Raw genomic sequence first — 14,705 nt, 5'->3', positions numbered from 1 at the left:
CCGACGCCGGGGCCGGGGCTGAACACCCCGCCCCGCGGTGCCGTTCAGCGCACCCGTCCCGCATCCGCTCCCGATCCGGAATCCGCTTCCGCTTCAGATCCAGGCCTCATCGGTGAGGACCTGTGCAGCGACGGCAGTGCCCCCGCGGACTGCGCCCTGCGTGACCTCAATGACGGCCGCCGCGCCGACAAGAACTACCTCAACGTCCCGATGGCGGTGGACAACGGCGGGGTGCACCTCAACTCCACCATCGTCGGCGGAGCCATGTGGGACATGCGCAAGACGCTGAACAAGCACTTCACCGACGGGATCGTGTACACCGCGCTCACCGAGAACTTCAATCCCTGGACGGACTTCCTCCAGGCGCGCTACGGGATCGTCGACGCGGCCCGCAGGCTCGGCGCGACCAGGGGCGACCTGCAGAAGATCGACAACGCCTTCGAGGCGCACGGCATCTACCCGGGCTGGGAGGCCATCGGGTACAAGCGCGACTGCGACACCCTCGCCAAGGGCCCCGCGCCGGCCGCCGAGGCGGTCGGGCAGTCCCGCAACATGGCGGTCGACGGCGCGTACTGGGCGACGTCGTACGTCGACCTGAAGTCATTCTTCGACGGTACGCCGGAGTACGGGATCAAGGTCGGCAAGGTCAAGGGCGGCGACGGTCCCAAGGACTTCCAGCAGGACGGGCTGTGGTCCCTCGACCCGGTGATCCAGGGCAAGGAACTCCTGGACACCCGGGTCGGGGCCAATGGTGCCGACGTCGTCTCCACCAAGGTGAACGGCAACGGCAGGAAGGTCACCGTCGTCGCGGGCGGTCCCGGTGACCAGCGCGAGGCGGACAGCGACGGCACCGCACTCACCTGGGTCGACATCCAGGGTGACGAGGCCGATGTCTACGTCAGGCAGGGCGACGGCAAGCCGGTCAACATCACGCCGGAGACCGGGACGAGCGCGCTTCGTCCGACCATCGCCCACGGCAAGGTGTCGTTCCTCAACTACAAGGCCTCGCAGACCTATGTCGATGTCTACGACCTGGCCACCGGCACGCTCACCGAGGCCAAGGCGGGCGGCTTCCTCGACGTCCCCACGGACTACGTCCACAACGGCATGTACGACAAGAACCTGGTCCGCACGGACTCGTTCGCCATGTTGTGGGGCGGCTACGACCAGCTGCCCAAGCTGGAGATCGCACCGGTCGCCGATGTGGCCGACGACGGCCGGGCCGACTGGACGCGGGTCTCCTGCGGTGACGGTGCTCAGCTCTACCCGACCCTGGACAACAGCAGTGACCGCATCCTGTGGTCCGAGACCCGCGGCACCACGGACGTGGTGACCCGCGCCAGGGCCGCGGGCGACTGCGCCTGACGGCTCAGCGCCCGGCGAGCCGGGCCGGTCCCTGTCCGAGGGCCCGGCCCGGCTACCCTGTTGCCGGTGGAGTACGACCGGCAACAGGAGCTACGGGAGCAGCAGTTGACGCGTGAGGTGGGGTGCTGCGAGGTGGCGCGGACGGCCGCTGGGCCCGTGCGGCTCACGCGCCCGGTGAGCGGGGCCGCTCTGTGAGCGTCCGGGCCGGGGAGACGTTCGACGTCGTGCGGGCCGTCACCGCCATCGAGGCGCTGCTCGCCGCTCCGCTGCCGGCCACCGGGCCGGCGGTGGCCGAGGGGGAGCCGGACACGGGGGAGTGGACGGTGACCGCGGGCGAGGGCTTCCGGATCGTCCCGCTCTGGGAGGGCGGTTCCCTCGACGGGACGCACGGCACCGAATGGGACGACGCGGACGAGGTGGCCGAGGCGCAACTGGCCCTGCTCGTGGCGGAGCTGGAGAGCCGCTGGGGCGCCCACCAGCAGGTGGCGGTGCATGTGGCACTCCTCCTGGAGCAGGACGGGGAGCCGGTGCCGGCGCTGTTCCAGGCGCTGCTCGACGAGGACTGCCACGGCGACCTGGCGGTGTGGGGGCCGGTGTCCGGCGAGGGGCGTTGGGTCGGGGTGAGTGTCGGGCACAGTGACGGGGACGCGCCGCTGGTCATGGCCGCCGTCGTCAGTGACCGGCCGATCGTCGCGCCCGGCCCGCCGTCCTGGCTGTAGCGCCCCGTCCGGAAGAAGGCCGGAGCAGACCCGAGCCGGTACGGGCGGGCGCGATCAGACAGGCCGGGCCGGGCCAGGTCCGCGTCAGCCGGGGGCAGGGCCCGGCAGAGCGCCTCCAGCGCCGCGCCGAACGCCGTGGTCCGGCGGGGAGGCGCAGCCCACGACCAGCCCGTCCGGGCCCGGCATCGTCGCGGCCGGATGACGGAAGCCGGCGAGCCCGTCCAGACCGCTGGTGTCCCGCGGTGGTGTCCCCGACGACGTCTACGCCCGTGCGGCGGCCGTGTTCGACGCGGTTGGACTGGGCGGGCTGCCGGCGCTGATCCTCACCATCAACACCTGGAACCGCATCGCCCTGTCCACCGCCAAGGTGCCCGGCACGGACGAAAGGCAGTAGGGGGGCGCTCAGAGCCGGGACGCCTTCAGCGCCATGTGCAGCAGCAGCCGGTCCTCCCCGTCGTTCAGGTCCAGGCCGGTGAGCTGCTGGACCCGGGAGAGACGGTAGTAGAGCGTCTGGCGGTGGATGCCCAGCTCACCCGCGGTCCGGGACGCCTGGCCCGCGCAGTCGAGGAACACCTCGGCGGTGCGGGCCAGATCCCGGTGCGCCGGGGTGAGCAGCGGGCGGACGGTGTGGTCGGGCGGCGTGTCCGGGGCGAGCGCGGTCAGCAGGCGGTACGGGCCGATGGCGGACCACTGGGCGACCGGGCCGAACCGGGACTCCGCCGCTGCCGCCCGGTTCGCGGCGGATGCCTCGTGCCAGGCGTCGGCCAGCTCCGCCAGGCCCCGGCGCGGCACCGCGATCCCCGCGGTGGCGGCGGCCCCCGCGGTGGCGCGCAGCCGGTCGGCGGCGGTGAGCGCCGGGTCCAGGACCTCGGGGGAGCGGAGCCGGACGAGTGCGGCCAGGGCGGGAGTGCCCGCCCCGGCCGCGGACGGGGCGCCGGACAGGGCCGCCGCCGACGGCACCGTGCGCACCGAGGGCGGATCGTCCGGCCACGGGGTCACGCACACCACGGTGTGCAGCCCCTCCGCGTCGGGGCCGAGCGCCTCGCTGAGCGCGGCCACCGCCATGTCGCGCTGCCAGCCGCGCCCCGCCGTGAGGACCGCGCCGAACTCCCGGGACAGGTCCGTGCCCGCCCGCGCCTCGTCGGAGAGCAGCGCCCCGATCCGGGCCGCCACCTCCATCGCCGCGTCCAGCTGCTGGTCGGTCGGCCGGGGGTCGGCGTCCAGCAGCCATACGTAACCGAGCACCACACCCCGATGGCGTACCGGAAGACAGATCCGGTCCCGGTTGACGCCGGCCTCCGGGGCGGCCGGGATACGGACGGGGCCGGTGGCGCGGGTGATGCCGAAGTTCTCGAACCAGGCGCGGACCGCGGGGGTCGAGCGGCGGGTCAGGATCGAGCGGGTGCGGACCGGGTCCATCGCCGAGTCGTCGTCGCTGTCGTGGGCACCGAAGGCGACCAGGCCGAAGTCCCGGTTCTCCAGCGTCGCGGGAGCGCCGAGCAGCCCGGAGATCTCGTCGACCAGCTCCTGGTAATCGCCCTTCACCCAGCCATTCTCGCACCCCTTCAGACATATGTCTGAGATCCAGGGCACGGATGCGTGACAGCTGTCGATGGCCCAGGATCGGAGAGATCCTTAGATTTCACGGTGGTTCTCCGTGCTGTACCGCTTCTGTTCCGCAAGCTTCGTGTGCGGCGGTACGGCCCTTCGTTCGTACTTTCCGTGGAGGTGCCCCGTGCTGGGTCCCGTGATTCTCGCCGCGTCACGCAGCGACAAGATGCGCCGCTTCATCTCGGCAGCCCCGGGCACCAAGCAGGTCGTCGGCCGGTTCATCGCCGGTGAGACGGTCGAGCAGGTCGTCCCGATCATCGAGGACGCCGCCGACCACGGCCTCGAAGTCACCATGGACGTGGTCGGTGAGGACATCACCACCCCCGAGCAGGCCGCCGCCGCCCGCGACGCCTACCTGGAGCTCATCGGCCGCCTCAAGGACCTCGGTCTGGGCACGAAGGCCGAGATGTCCGTCAAGCTCTCCATGTTCGGCCAGTCGCTGGAGGGCGGCCACGAGCTGGCCCTCGCCAATGTCCGCCCGGTCGTCGAGGCCGCCGCCGGGATCGGCACCACGGTTACCCTGGACGCCGAGGACCACACCACCCTCGACTCGATGTTCGCCATCCACGAGGAGCTGCGGAAGGACTTCCCGCAGACCGGATGCGTCATCCAGGCCTACCTCTTCCGCACCGAGGAGGACGCCCGCCGCCTCGCCGCCGCAGGCAGCCGCGTCCGCATCGTGAAGGGCGCCTACAAGGAGCCCGCCTCCGTCGCGTTCCAGGACAAGGCCGAGATCGACAAGGCGTACGTCCGCATCCTGCGGACGCTGATGGACGGCGAGGGCTACCCGATGATCGGGTCCCACGACCCGCGTCTGATAGCCATCGCCCAGGAGCTGGGCCGCAAGGCGGGCCGCAAGCTCGACGAGTACGAGTTCCAGATGCTGTACGGCATCCGCAGCGACGAGCACATCCGGCTCGCGGCCGAGGGCCACCGGATGCGCGTCTACACCGCCTACGGCACCGACTGGTACGGCTACTTCATGCGCCGCCTCGCGGAGAAGCCGGCCAACCTGCTGTTCTTCGGCCGCTCCATCCTCACCAAGGGCTGAGCCCCTCCCCCTCCCTACCTAAGGAGCAACGGAACCCATGGACGCTGTGACCCAGGTCCCCGCGCCGGTCAACGAGCCGGTCCACTCCTACGCCCCGGGCTCCCCGGAGCGCGCCCGTCTGGAGGCGAAGCTCAAGGAGCTCAGCCAGAACCCGATCGACCTGCCGATGACCATCGGCGGCGAGAAGCGGATGGGCGGCGGCGAGCGCTTCGACGTCGTACAGCCCCACAACCACAAGGCCGTCATCGGCACGTTCGCCGGCGCCACCGAGCAGGACGCCAAGGACGCGGTCGATGCCGCCCTCGCCGCCGCTCCGGCCTGGCGCGCGATGGCCTTCGACGACCGCGCCGCGATCATCCTGCGCGCCGCCGAGCTGCTCTCCGGCCCCTGGCGCGAGACGCTGGCCGCCTCCACGATGCTCGGTCAGGGCAAGACCGCCCAGCAGGCCGAGATCGACACCCCCTGCGAGCTCGTCGACTTCTGGCGCTTCAACGTGCACTACGCACGCCAGATCCTGGCCGAGCAGCCCCCGGCCAACTCCCCGGGCGTGTGGAACCGCATGGACCACCGCCCGCTGGAGGGCTTCGTCTACGCGATCACGCCGTTCAACTTCACGGCCATCGCGGGCAACCTGCCCACCGCCCCCGCCCTCATGGGCAACGTCGTGGTGTGGAAGCCGTCCCCGACGCAGACCCACGCCGCCGTGCTGCTGATGCAGCTCCTGGAGGAGGCCGGTCTCCCCAAGGGCGTCATCAACCTGGTGACGGGCGACGGCATCGCCGTCTCCGAGGTGGCCCTGAACCACCGCGACCTGGCCGGTATCCACTTCACCGGCTCGACCCCCACCTTCCAGCACCTGTGGAAGACGGTCGGCAACAACATCGCGAAGTACCGCACCTACCCGCGTCTCGTCGGCGAGACCGGCGGCAAGGACTTCGTCGTTGCCCACCCGTCGGCCGACCAGGCGATCCTGAAGACCGCGCTGACCCGTGGCTCCTTCGAGTTCCAGGGCCAGAAGTGCTCCGCGTCCTCGCGTGCGTACGTCCCGGCCTCCATCTGGAACTCCGGTTTCAAGGAGAAGTTCGCGGCCGAGGTCGACTCCATCACGATGGGCGACGTCACCGAGCTGTCGCACTTCATGGGCGCCGTCATCGACGACCGTGCCTTCGCGAAGAACAAGGCCGCGATCGACCGCGCCGCCGCCGACCCGGCGTGCACGATCGTCGCGGGCGGCACGTACGACGACTCGGTGGGCTACTTCGTCCGCCCGACCGTCATCGAGTGCAGCGACCCGGAGAACGAGGTCTTCACGACCGAGTACTTCGGCCCGGTCCTCGCCGTCCACGTCTACGAGGACGACGCGTACGACGCGATGCTGGAGCAGATGGAGTCGGTCTCCGACTACGCCCTGACGGGCTCGGTCATCGCGGGCGACCGCGCCGCGGCCGCGTACACGATGGAGAAGCTGCGGTACGCCGCGGGCAACTTCTACATCAACGACAAGTCGACCGGTGCCGTCGTCGGCCAGCAGCCCTTCGGTGGCGGCCGTGCCTCGGGTACGAACGACAAGGCGGGCGCCCCGCAGAACCTCCAGCGCTGGACCCTGACCCGGGCCATCAAGGAGACGCTGGTCCCGCCGACCGACTACACCTACCCCCACCAGGGCTGACGCCCCCCGGGGCGCCGCTTTCCCGGCGCCCCGCCACGAGTCCCGCCTCCCGCCCGGTTCCCCTGCCGGCCGGGAGGCGGTTTCCATTTCCCCGCTGCCGGTTCAGCGGTCGCAGGAGGTGCGGCCCGGCGACCAACGGCAGGCGACCGCGGCGAAGCCGCCGTCGGGGAGCACGTCCACGGACAGCGTGCCGCCGCCCCGCGCCGTACGGGCCGTGCGGACCAGCCCGGCCGGCCCGTCCGTCACCGTCTCGACCAGCCACCGGCCGGCCCCGATCCGCAGCGGCACCCCGGCGGTGTGCGCCGCGCCCGCGTACGTACCGCCGATGAACCACCGGCTGCCGCTGCGCCGGGCCACCACCGCGCTGCTCCCGGGCTCACCGGCCAGCAGCCGGGTGTCGTCCCAGGCGTCCGGCAGCTGTTCCAGGAAGTGCCGGGCCACCGGGCGGGCCTCGTAGGACTCGGGAGTGCCCGCCAGATTCTGGATCCCGGACTCGTACAGCACCGACAGACCCAGCTCACCCGCGTCGGAGCCGGCGTTGGGCCGTTCCGGCCGCTGGAAGGCGCCGGGGGTGAAGTCCATGGAGCCGATCACGTTGCGGGTGAACGGCAGCGTCGCCAGATGCTCGGCGGTGTTCGTCTTCTTCTCCGCACCGTTGACGCCCTCCAGCGACATCACGTGCGGCCAGGTGCGCTGGATGCCCTTGGGGATCGTGGAGCCGTGGAAGTTGACCAGGAGATGACGGGCCGCGGTCTCGGGAAGGATCGTGTCGTACCACTGGAACGTCTCCTGCGCCTCCGAGTCCATGAAGTCGATCTTCACGCCCTTGACGCCCCACTTCTCCAGCGTGGGCAGCCACTGGGCACGCTCGGCGGCGGTGTCCAGGTCGCGGTGGTGGATCCAGACCTGGATACCGACGCCGCGCTCCCTGCCGTAGCGCACCAGCTCCGGAATCCAGCTGTGGGACTGCCAGTCGGGGTCCGTGACGTCCCACTGGTCCGGGTCGAAGTACCAGCCCGCGTCGACGACCGTGTACGGCCAGTGGCGGGCGGCCGCGTAGTCGACGTACCCCTTCTGCATCCGAAGGCTCTGCCCTGCCGGACGCCCGCCCGCGAGCCAGGTCCACAGGGCCCGGCCCGGCTTGATCCAGGAGGTGTCGCGGACCTTGGAGGCCGGGGCGAGATCGTCGGTGAAGGTCGACTCGGTGACGGTTGCCAGATCGCCGGTGATCACGGCCCGCCAGGGCGTGGTGAGCGCGCCCCGCACCCGGACCCGCTCGTCCCACAGCTTGACGCGGTAGGTGGAGGAGCCCGCGTCATGGGCCAGCCGGGCCCCTGAGTAGCTGCCGGTGAGGTCGGATTCGGCGACCAGGGCATAGCCGCCCCCGGTACGGAACAGCCCCTGCATCATGTACTCGCCGGCCGGGGCGTCCGCGGCGGAGTACGCCCTGAAGAGGTTCTCGTTGTCCTTGCGGTAGTAGCCGAGCCAGGCCGAAGCGCCCTCGGGCAGGGTGAACGCGGAGGCCTCGCGCAGGACGTCGCCCGTGTCGCCGGGCAGTGCGTAGCGGTAGGCGATCCCGTCGGCGGAGGCCCGGACGAGCAGGTCGAGCCGGGCTCCCGAGGCGGTGCGGAAGCGGAAGCGGGACTCACGCATGTGGACGGTGCGACTGCGGGTCTTCCCCGCGTCGGTGCGGTACGTCCCGCCGATCGAGCGGTCGCTGCGGCCGGTGAACTCCAGCCCCGAGGAGAGGTCGGCCCGCTCGGTGACGATCCCCACGGGGGACGGGGCGATGACTGTCCCGCCCCGGCCGGACACCGCCAGACTCAGTGCCCCGGCCGGGTCGAGCCGCAGCTCGGCGCGGGGTCCGTCGCGTTGCTCGCGTACCGTCCAGGTGCTCTCCCCGGCGTGTGCGCCGGTGGCCGTCAGCAGGGTCGACGCGAGCGCGCCGCACAGCACCACCGACAGCGTCCCGATCCGGTTTCTCCATGGTGTGCGCAGTGACACGATTTCTCCCAGTCCGCAGGCTCATCGTTCACAGACCTGACCATTGGTCCGATGACTGGGAGGATGGCGGCGGATTGAGGGGGCGTCAAGGGCTCTGGCGTCGGATACGTCGGATCAATGAATGCGGGCAGGTGGAGTCGTCCCTGATCTCCCGCTGTGTCCCCGTTCAGTGCCGGCCATGCACGAGCAGCGAGAACCCCGATCGCTGCTCCCGGGCCGGAGCGCCCGACGCGGTCGGTGGGCTGTGTCACCACCTCTGAGCTGGCACGATCGCCCGCCGTCCGGGCTCTGATCCGTGAGCTGCGCGCCGGCTGAGCCAAACCCCCGTCTCAGATAGTAGGAAGTCCGAGTAATTGTGGAGACAGAACGGCCGGACTGCCCTAGCTTTAGAGAAGCCGAACGTATCGCTGGAACCAGCGACTGGCGTTGTGAGTGCGTGCCCCGATGCAGGTAACCCCTGCGGCGCCCGCTCCCGCCCCTTCCGGCACCTCGAAATCACCGATCTCGAAATCACCGTTCACGAAGTTCCGATCTCGAAATCCTCGCGATCTCAGGGAGTCGATCCATCATGGCCGAGACCATTGTCCGCCGCGTCCGTCACGCCCACCGCCCGACCGAGTCGGAGCGCCAGAACGCCGCCGCCGCCCTGCAGCGCGCCCTCGACCGCAGGGACAACGGCGGCTCGACCGGTCACTGACCGGGCCCGCCGCGGCCCGGCGGTGACGTGCCGATCAGCCGCGGCTGATCTCGAAATGGTCGATGCGCTCGCCGGACTCGGCGAGCGCGGTGACCTTCATCCTGGCGTGCCGGCCGGCCTCCACCTCCACCGCGAGGAACGAGAAGCCGGTGTAGCGCACCCGTGACCACTCGACGGTCTCGGCGGCCCTTCCGCCGCCCTTGACCACCTGGTACGTGTTCACGCTCTCCAGGCTCGTGACATGCCCCTCGTAGCTGTCCGGTGCCGGGAAGTCGTACAGGGCCTTGCCCGCGCCGCCCGCGGTGACGTACACGATGCCGTCCCGCGTCGGGTCGGTGCGCTCGCCGATCGGCACCTTGCGCTGGACCGCGTTCCTCAGGATCGCGTCGGTGCGTTCGTAGACGTGGTTGTGACCGTTGATGACCAGGTCCACCTGGTGCTTCTCGAAGAGCGGCACCCAGGCGTCCCGCACCCCGCCGTCCGAGGCGTGCGCGTTGGTCGTGGAGAAGGCGCAGTGGTGGAAGAAGACCACCAGGAAGTCGATGTCGTGGCGCGCCCTCAGCTCGCCCAGGCGCCGGTCCAGCCAGCGCGTCTGCTTGCCGCCGCTGATGCCGAAGTTGGCGGGGATCTCGTACGAGACGTCATTGGCGTCGAGCGCGATCACGCCCACGTTGCCGTGCACGAAGGAGTACGCGCCGGGCTGGTTCACCGGGTCCGGGCCGTTGTCCGGCAGCGTCCAGCGGGCGTTCTGGCCGCCGTAGCCGTCCGGCGAGTACCAGGCCTCCATGTCGTGGTTGCCGGTGGTCACCATCCACGGCACGGTCTTCGACACGGTCTCCGTCTGCGCCAGGAACTGGTCCCAGGTGCGGGCGTCGTAGGTGTCGCCCGTCTGGCCGGAGCCCGACGGGTCGGCGTAGCAGATGTCGCCCGCGTGCAGGTGGAAGGCGGGGTTCTGGCCCAGGATCAGCTGGTCGTTGCCGAGTGCGTGATAGCTGACGCCCTGGTCGCCGAAGGCGGTGAAGGTGAAGTTCCCGGCACGTGCGGGCGCGGTGGTGAAGGTGCCGAGCGTGCCCAGGTTGCGGGTGTCGGCCGGGTCGAAACCGTCGTGGCCGACGCCGTAGTAGTACGTCGTGCCGGGCTTCAGCCGCTCCAGGCCCGCGTGCACGTAGAACTGCTCGGCGGCCGCGATCTTGCCGTCGTTCAGCCGCGGCGTCGTGAGGTGGCGCACCTCGGCGTCGATCTTCCGGCTCAGCGCCCACGGCTTGAGGCCGATCCGGATGTACGGCCGCCGCACGGCGAACGGGACCTGCCAGGAGACCGCCATCTGTGTCCTCGGGTCGGCGCCGTAGGCCAGGTGCCGGCCGAACGGGGCGACCAGTGAACCGTCCACCCGGGTGGTGCTGTGCGAGGTGAGCACCGTCGGCGCGGCATACGCCGGCGAAGAGGCCGAGGCGGTCAGCGAGGTGCTGAGGCCGACACCGGCGACGGCGGCGGTGGCCACGCTGGTGCGCAGCACGCCGCGACGGGTCAGCCGGGTGCGCAGATAGTCGTGCTGCTCGGCCATGCTCATGCGGTCGGCGAGCTTCTCGGGGATTCCGAAGCGGGGGATGTCCATGGGCGACAACCTCCACCCGCCCGCTGACGTCGTCCCGTCGAGTGGGTGAACGGTACACGTACAACTTCCCATGTGTCCGTATGGTGGACGCCACGTGTCATGGGGTGGGACGCGCAGTAGGGTGCGGACATGTCTCGCAGCATCAATCTCGCAGTGATCCCCGGTGACGGTATCGGCCGGGAGGTCGTGGCCCAGGGCCTCAAGGTCCTCAACGCTGTTCTCCCGCAGGATGTGAAGCTGGAGACCAAGGAGTACGACCTCGGCGCCCAGCGCTGGCACCGCACCGGCGAAACCCTCCCGGACGCGGAGCTGGAAGCCCTCAAGGGCCACGACGCCATCCTGCTCGGCGCGATCGGTGACCCCTCGGTGCCGTCCGGCGTCCTGGAGCGCGGGCTGCTGCTGAAGCTGCGTTTCGCCTTCGACCACTTCATCAACCTGCGGCCGTCGAAGCTGTTCCCGAACACCGAGACCCCGCTGGCCGGCCGTCCGGACATCGACTTCGTCGTCGTCCGCGAGGGCACCGAGGGTCCGTACACCGGCAACGGCGGTTCGCTGCGCACCGGTACCGAGCACGAGGTCGCCACCGAGGTCAGCCTCAACACCGCCTTCGGTGTCGAGCGGGTCGTGCGTGACGCCTTCGAGCGGGCCGCCGCCCGTCCGCGCAAGAAGCTGACGCTGGTCCACAAGAACAACGTCCTCGTGTACGCGGGCCACCTGTGGAAGAACACCTTCGACAAGGTGGCGGCCGAGTACCCCCAGGTCACCACCGACTATCTGCACGTCGACGCCGCGACGATCTTCTTCGTCACCCAGCCGGAGCGTTTCGACGTCATCGTCACCGACAACCTCTTCGGTGACATCCTGACCGACCTCGCCGCGGCCGTCTCCGGCGGTATCGGCCTGGCCGCCTCGGGCAACATCAACCCGACGGGCGCCTTCCCGTCGATGTTCGAGCCGGTCCACGGCTCCGCCCCCGACATCGCGGGCCAGGGCAAGGCCGACCCGACCGCGACGATCCTCTCCGTCGCCCTCCTGCTGCGCCACCTCGGCCACGAGGCCCAGGCCGTGCGCATCGAGGACGCGGTCTCAGCCGACCTCGCGGAGCGCGACGGGACCGCACGCAGCACCGACGAGATCGGTGACGCGCTCGCGGTACGCGTAGCGGGCTGATCCGACGACTGCCTCAAAGCCGCCGGGTCCCACAGGCACCCGGCGGCTTCTCCTGTGCGGCCCCGGGTGTCACCATCGAACCCTGGACCGCACACACGTCATTTCGTGCACGGCCTCCCGCGAGAGATAATCGAACGGGCCGTGGCTCGCCATGAAGCTCGGACGTCCTAGCACTTGTCCGGCACGCGTGGGCGTGGGCGCGGTCCTACACACACAAAACCGGTGAAGGACACGTACTCATGACGACGCCCACGATCGAGCTCAAGCCCTCCTCGCACCCGCTGTCCGACGCGGAGCGCGAGGCGATCCTGGTCAAGCCCGGATTCGGCCGCTACTTCACCGACCACATGGTGACGATCAAGTGGACCGAAGGCCGCGGCTGGCACGACGCCCAGCTCGTTCCGTACGCGCCGCTGTCGATCGACCCGGCCAACATGACGCTGCACTACGGCCAGGAGATCTTCGAGGGCCTCAAGGCCTACCGTCAGCCCGACGGCTCGGTCGCCACCTTCCGCCCCGAGGCCAACGCCGAGCGCTTCCGGTCCTCCGCCCACCGGCTCGCCATGCCGGAGCTGCCCGTCGAGACGTTCGTCGCGGCCTGCGACGCGCTCATCCAGCAGGACGCGGCCTGGGTCCCGGAGCACGGCGGCGAGGAGTCGCTGTACCTGCGCCCCTTCATGATCGCGACCGAGGTCGGCCTCGGTGTGCGGCCCGCCAACGAGTACCTCTTCCTGGTGATCGCCTCACCGGCCGGCGCCTATTTCCCCGGCGGTGTGAAGCCGGTCTCCATCTGGCTCTCCGAGGACCGGGTGCGCGCCGTCCCCGGCGGCATGGGCGACGCCAAGACCGGCGGCAACTACGCCGCGTCCCTGCTGGCCCAGGCCGAGGCCGCCACGAAGGGCTGCGACCAGGTCGCCTACCTCGACGCCGTCGAGCACAAGTGGGTCGAGGAGCTCGGTGGGATGAACCTGTACTTCGTGTACGGGGACCGGATCGTCACCCCGGCGCTGACCGGCTCGCTCCTCGCCGGCATCACCCGTGACTCGCTCCTCAAGCTCGCGCGGGACCTCGGTCACGAGTCCGAGGAGAGCCGCGTCTCGATCGACCAGTGGCGCGACGACTCGGCGAACGGCACGCTCACCGAGGTCTTCGCCTGCGGCACCGCCGCCGTCATCACCCCCGTCGGCATCGTGAAGAGCGCCGGCGGCGAGTGGGCCCAGGGCGACGGCACGCCCGGCCCGGTCACCCTCAAGCTGCGCGAGCGCCTGCTGGACATCCAGCGCGGCATCGCCGAGGACACCCACGGCTGGATGCACCCGCTCGGCTAAGGCGTGTGCTGAGCCGCCGGCCGGGCTTGTCCGCGAGCCCGGCCGGCGGCGCCGCGTGGGCCACGCCGGGTCAGTACGGTGTACGTCACCCCGCCCACCAGCCCCGACAGCACGAAGCTGCAGTCCACCCCGCCGGTCAGCGCGAGCAGCGGCCCCTCGTAGAGCGGGGTGGAGACGCCGCACAGGCCCACCGCGGCGCCGAGCGCCCAGCCGAAGGTGGCGTGCGGCTGCCAGCCGGCCCGGAACCAGTAGACGCCGCCCCGGGTGCCCCGGTTGTAGACCTGCAGGGCCTCCGCGTCGTACGTACCCCGGCAGCGCAGGTGCGAGATCATCGTGATGACCGCCCAGGGCGTGCCGATCGCGGTGAGCAGCAGCACGAACGACGTCATCGCCGACTGCGCGTTCCACACGAAGTGGCCCAGGAACACGAACGCCGTGGCGACCCCGGCGACGACCAGCGTGGCCCGTGCCCGGGTGGCGCGGGGCAGGATCGCGTCCAGGTCGAGGCCCATCGAATAGAGCATCAGCCCGGCGTTGCCCACCGAGCCCGCGGTGGCGGCCAGGAGCAGCGGGATCAGGTACCAGGCGGGCGCGGCGGCGACCAGCGGACCCGCGTAGTCGAGCGAGGCGCGGGCCGCGAGCGCGGTGTACGTACCGAAGAGCTGCGGGACCAGCAGCCCGACGGCCAGGCCGAGACAGGTGGCCCGCAGCACGCGGCGCGGCTGGTGCCGGACCGGTGAGATGTACCGGGTGTAGTCGCCGAGCAGCGTGATGAAGGCGATCGGGCCGCTCAGCCCGGCGGCCACGGCGGACAGTGCCCAGGTGGGCCAGAACGAGCCGAGCAGATACGGGGTGTCCGGCGGGGCCGCCGTCGTGAGGTCCGGTGCGTAGGCGATCAGGCCGATCAGCAGCAGCACGGTCATGCCGACCGCGAGGATCTTGCTCAGGCGCAGCAGCAGCCGGTATCCGTACACCGCGCCGACGACGGTGCAGGCGGCCAGGAGCGCGTAGACCAGGGTGTGCGAGAGGCCGCCGGCCGGCAGTCCGGCGATGCGGGCCAGGGTGCCGACCATCACATCACCGCCGATCCACAGGGTGAGCGCGGTATAGCCCAGCGCGAGCAGCAGCCCGACGACGGAGCCGACCAGCCGGCCGCGTACGCCGAAGGCCGCGCCGCTGGAGGTCGACAGATTCGTCGCCGTGCGCAGCGAGACCAGGGCGAGCGGTGCGGTGACCGCCACCCCGACGACCGTGCCGACGACGATCGAGCTCACCGCGGGCCACACCCCCAGGCCGAAGGAGACCGGGAGCCAGCCGAAGACGATCACGCCCAGGCAGAGGTTCGATCCGAGCAGGATCGAGACGAGATCGCGCGGGGTACTGGTGCGCTCCGCCTCCGGGATGGTGTCGACTCCGTGCTGTTCGATCGGCATGAGGCCGCCCCTGACGTTCGACTGTTTGAGTGCTGCTCAATGT

Annotated in this window: 11 protein-coding genes and 2 pseudogenes; 9 read left to right on the top strand and 4 right to left on the bottom strand. The window is 70.7% G+C overall.

Going from position 1 to position 14,705, the window contains the following annotated elements; all coding sequences use genetic code 11:
* Positions 1-18: 18 nt before the first annotated feature.
* The 3 genes and pseudogenes from OG322_RS09385 to OG322_RS09370 all read left to right on the top strand — a co-directional run.
* Complete coding sequence (locus OG322_RS09385; protein ID WP_329307719.1) at positions 19-1,365, top strand: M4 family metallopeptidase; 1,347 nt, start codon at positions 19-21, stop codon at positions 1,363-1,365.
* Between the two features lie 191 nt (positions 1,366-1,556).
* The gene (locus tag OG322_RS09380; protein WP_123461821.1) at positions 1,557-2,084 is read left to right on the top strand and encodes a hypothetical protein; all 528 of its coding nucleotides are present in this window, start codon (positions 1,557-1,559) and stop codon (positions 2,082-2,084) included.
* A 229-nt stretch (positions 2,085-2,313) separates the two neighbouring features.
* A pseudogene (locus OG322_RS09370) lies at positions 2,314-2,478 on the top strand (carboxymuconolactone decarboxylase family protein); the annotation flags it as partial.
* Between the two features lie 8 nt (positions 2,479-2,486).
* Here OG322_RS09370 and OG322_RS09365 read toward each other — a convergent pair.
* Positions 2,487-3,629: a PucR family transcriptional regulator gene (locus tag OG322_RS09365; RefSeq protein WP_123461822.1), complete on the bottom strand. Its 1,143-nt coding sequence runs from the start codon at positions 3,627-3,629 to the stop codon at positions 2,487-2,489.
* 190 nt (positions 3,630-3,819) lie between these two features.
* Between OG322_RS09365 and OG322_RS09360 the strand changes: the two genes are divergently transcribed.
* Positions 3,820-4,746, top strand: a complete 927-nt coding sequence (locus OG322_RS09360) for a proline dehydrogenase family protein (protein ID WP_123461823.1) — start codon at positions 3,820-3,822, stop codon at positions 4,744-4,746.
* Between the two features lie 37 nt (positions 4,747-4,783).
* Complete coding sequence (pruA, locus tag OG322_RS09355) at positions 4,784-6,415, top strand: L-glutamate gamma-semialdehyde dehydrogenase (RefSeq protein ID WP_123461824.1); 1,632 nt, start codon at positions 4,784-4,786, stop codon at positions 6,413-6,415.
* A 102-nt stretch (positions 6,416-6,517) separates the two neighbouring features.
* Here pruA and OG322_RS09350 read toward each other — a convergent pair whose 3' ends face one another.
* Positions 6,518-8,419 (bottom strand): glycoside hydrolase family 97 protein, encoded by a 1,902-nt coding sequence (locus tag OG322_RS09350; protein ID WP_329306287.1) that lies wholly within the window; start codon positions 8,417-8,419, stop codon positions 6,518-6,520.
* A 201-nt stretch (positions 8,420-8,620) separates the two neighbouring features.
* On the opposite strand from OG322_RS09350, the pseudogene OG322_RS09345 reads away from it, so the two are divergent.
* Together OG322_RS09345 and OG322_RS09340 are read left to right on the top strand one after the other, a co-directional pair.
* A pseudogene (locus tag OG322_RS09345) lies at positions 8,621-8,734 on the top strand (LysR family transcriptional regulator); the annotation flags it as partial.
* A 253-nt stretch (positions 8,735-8,987) separates the two neighbouring features.
* Positions 8,988-9,116, top strand: coding sequence for a hypothetical protein (locus tag OG322_RS09340; protein ID WP_260146822.1), 129 nt, complete (start codon positions 8,988-8,990; stop codon positions 9,114-9,116).
* A 34-nt stretch (positions 9,117-9,150) separates the two neighbouring features.
* Here OG322_RS09340 and OG322_RS09335 read toward each other — a convergent pair whose 3' ends face one another.
* Positions 9,151-10,731 (bottom strand): purple acid phosphatase family protein, encoded by a 1,581-nt coding sequence (locus OG322_RS09335; protein WP_124285096.1) that lies wholly within the window; start codon positions 10,729-10,731, stop codon positions 9,151-9,153.
* Between the two features lie 129 nt (positions 10,732-10,860).
* Between OG322_RS09335 and OG322_RS09330 the strand changes: the two genes are divergently transcribed.
* Both OG322_RS09330 and OG322_RS09325 read left to right on the top strand, forming a co-directional pair.
* The gene (locus OG322_RS09330; protein ID WP_123461826.1) at positions 10,861-11,901 is read left to right on the top strand and encodes a 3-isopropylmalate dehydrogenase; all 1,041 of its coding nucleotides are present in this window, start codon (positions 10,861-10,863) and stop codon (positions 11,899-11,901) included.
* Between the two features lie 239 nt (positions 11,902-12,140).
* Positions 12,141-13,229, top strand: a complete 1,089-nt coding sequence (locus OG322_RS09325) for a branched-chain amino acid aminotransferase (RefSeq protein WP_123461827.1) — start codon at positions 12,141-12,143, stop codon at positions 13,227-13,229.
* On the opposite strand, the gene OG322_RS09320 is transcribed toward OG322_RS09325, so the two are convergent.
* Entirely contained in the window at positions 13,226-14,662 is a 1,437-nt protein-coding gene (locus OG322_RS09320) for a cytosine permease (protein ID WP_124285097.1), read from the bottom strand. The two genes, OG322_RS09325 and OG322_RS09320, sit on opposite strands and share 4 nt — an antisense overlap.
* Positions 14,663-14,705 lie beyond the last annotated feature (43 nt).

The organism is Streptomyces sp. NBC_01260 (assembly GCF_036226405.1).
GTDB classification, from domain to species: Bacteria; Actinomycetota; Actinomycetes; order Streptomycetales; family Streptomycetaceae; genus Streptomyces; species Streptomyces laculatispora.
This window is presented reverse-complemented; position numbering and strand designations above follow the sequence as displayed.

What these genes read in the sequence shown, in the direction of transcription:
- pruA (WP_123461824.1), top strand. Translation starts at nt 4,784, where the DNA reads ATGGACGCTGTGACCCAGGTCCCCGCGCCGGTCAACGAGCCGGTCCAC.
- OG322_RS09340 (WP_260146822.1), top strand. Translation starts at nt 8,988, where the DNA reads ATGGCCGAGACCATTGTCCGCCGCGTCCGTCACGCCCACCGCCCGACC.
- OG322_RS09335 (WP_124285096.1), bottom strand. Translation starts at nt 10,731, where the DNA reads ATGGACATCCCCCGCTTCGGAATCCCCGAGAAGCTCGCCGACCGCATG.
- OG322_RS09330 (WP_123461826.1), top strand. Translation starts at nt 10,861, where the DNA reads ATGTCTCGCAGCATCAATCTCGCAGTGATCCCCGGTGACGGTATCGGC.
- OG322_RS09325 (WP_123461827.1), top strand. Translation starts at nt 12,141, where the DNA reads ATGACGACGCCCACGATCGAGCTCAAGCCCTCCTCGCACCCGCTGTCC.
- OG322_RS09320 (WP_124285097.1), bottom strand. Translation starts at nt 14,662, where the DNA reads ATGCCGATCGAACAGCACGGAGTCGACACCATCCCGGAGGCGGAGCGC.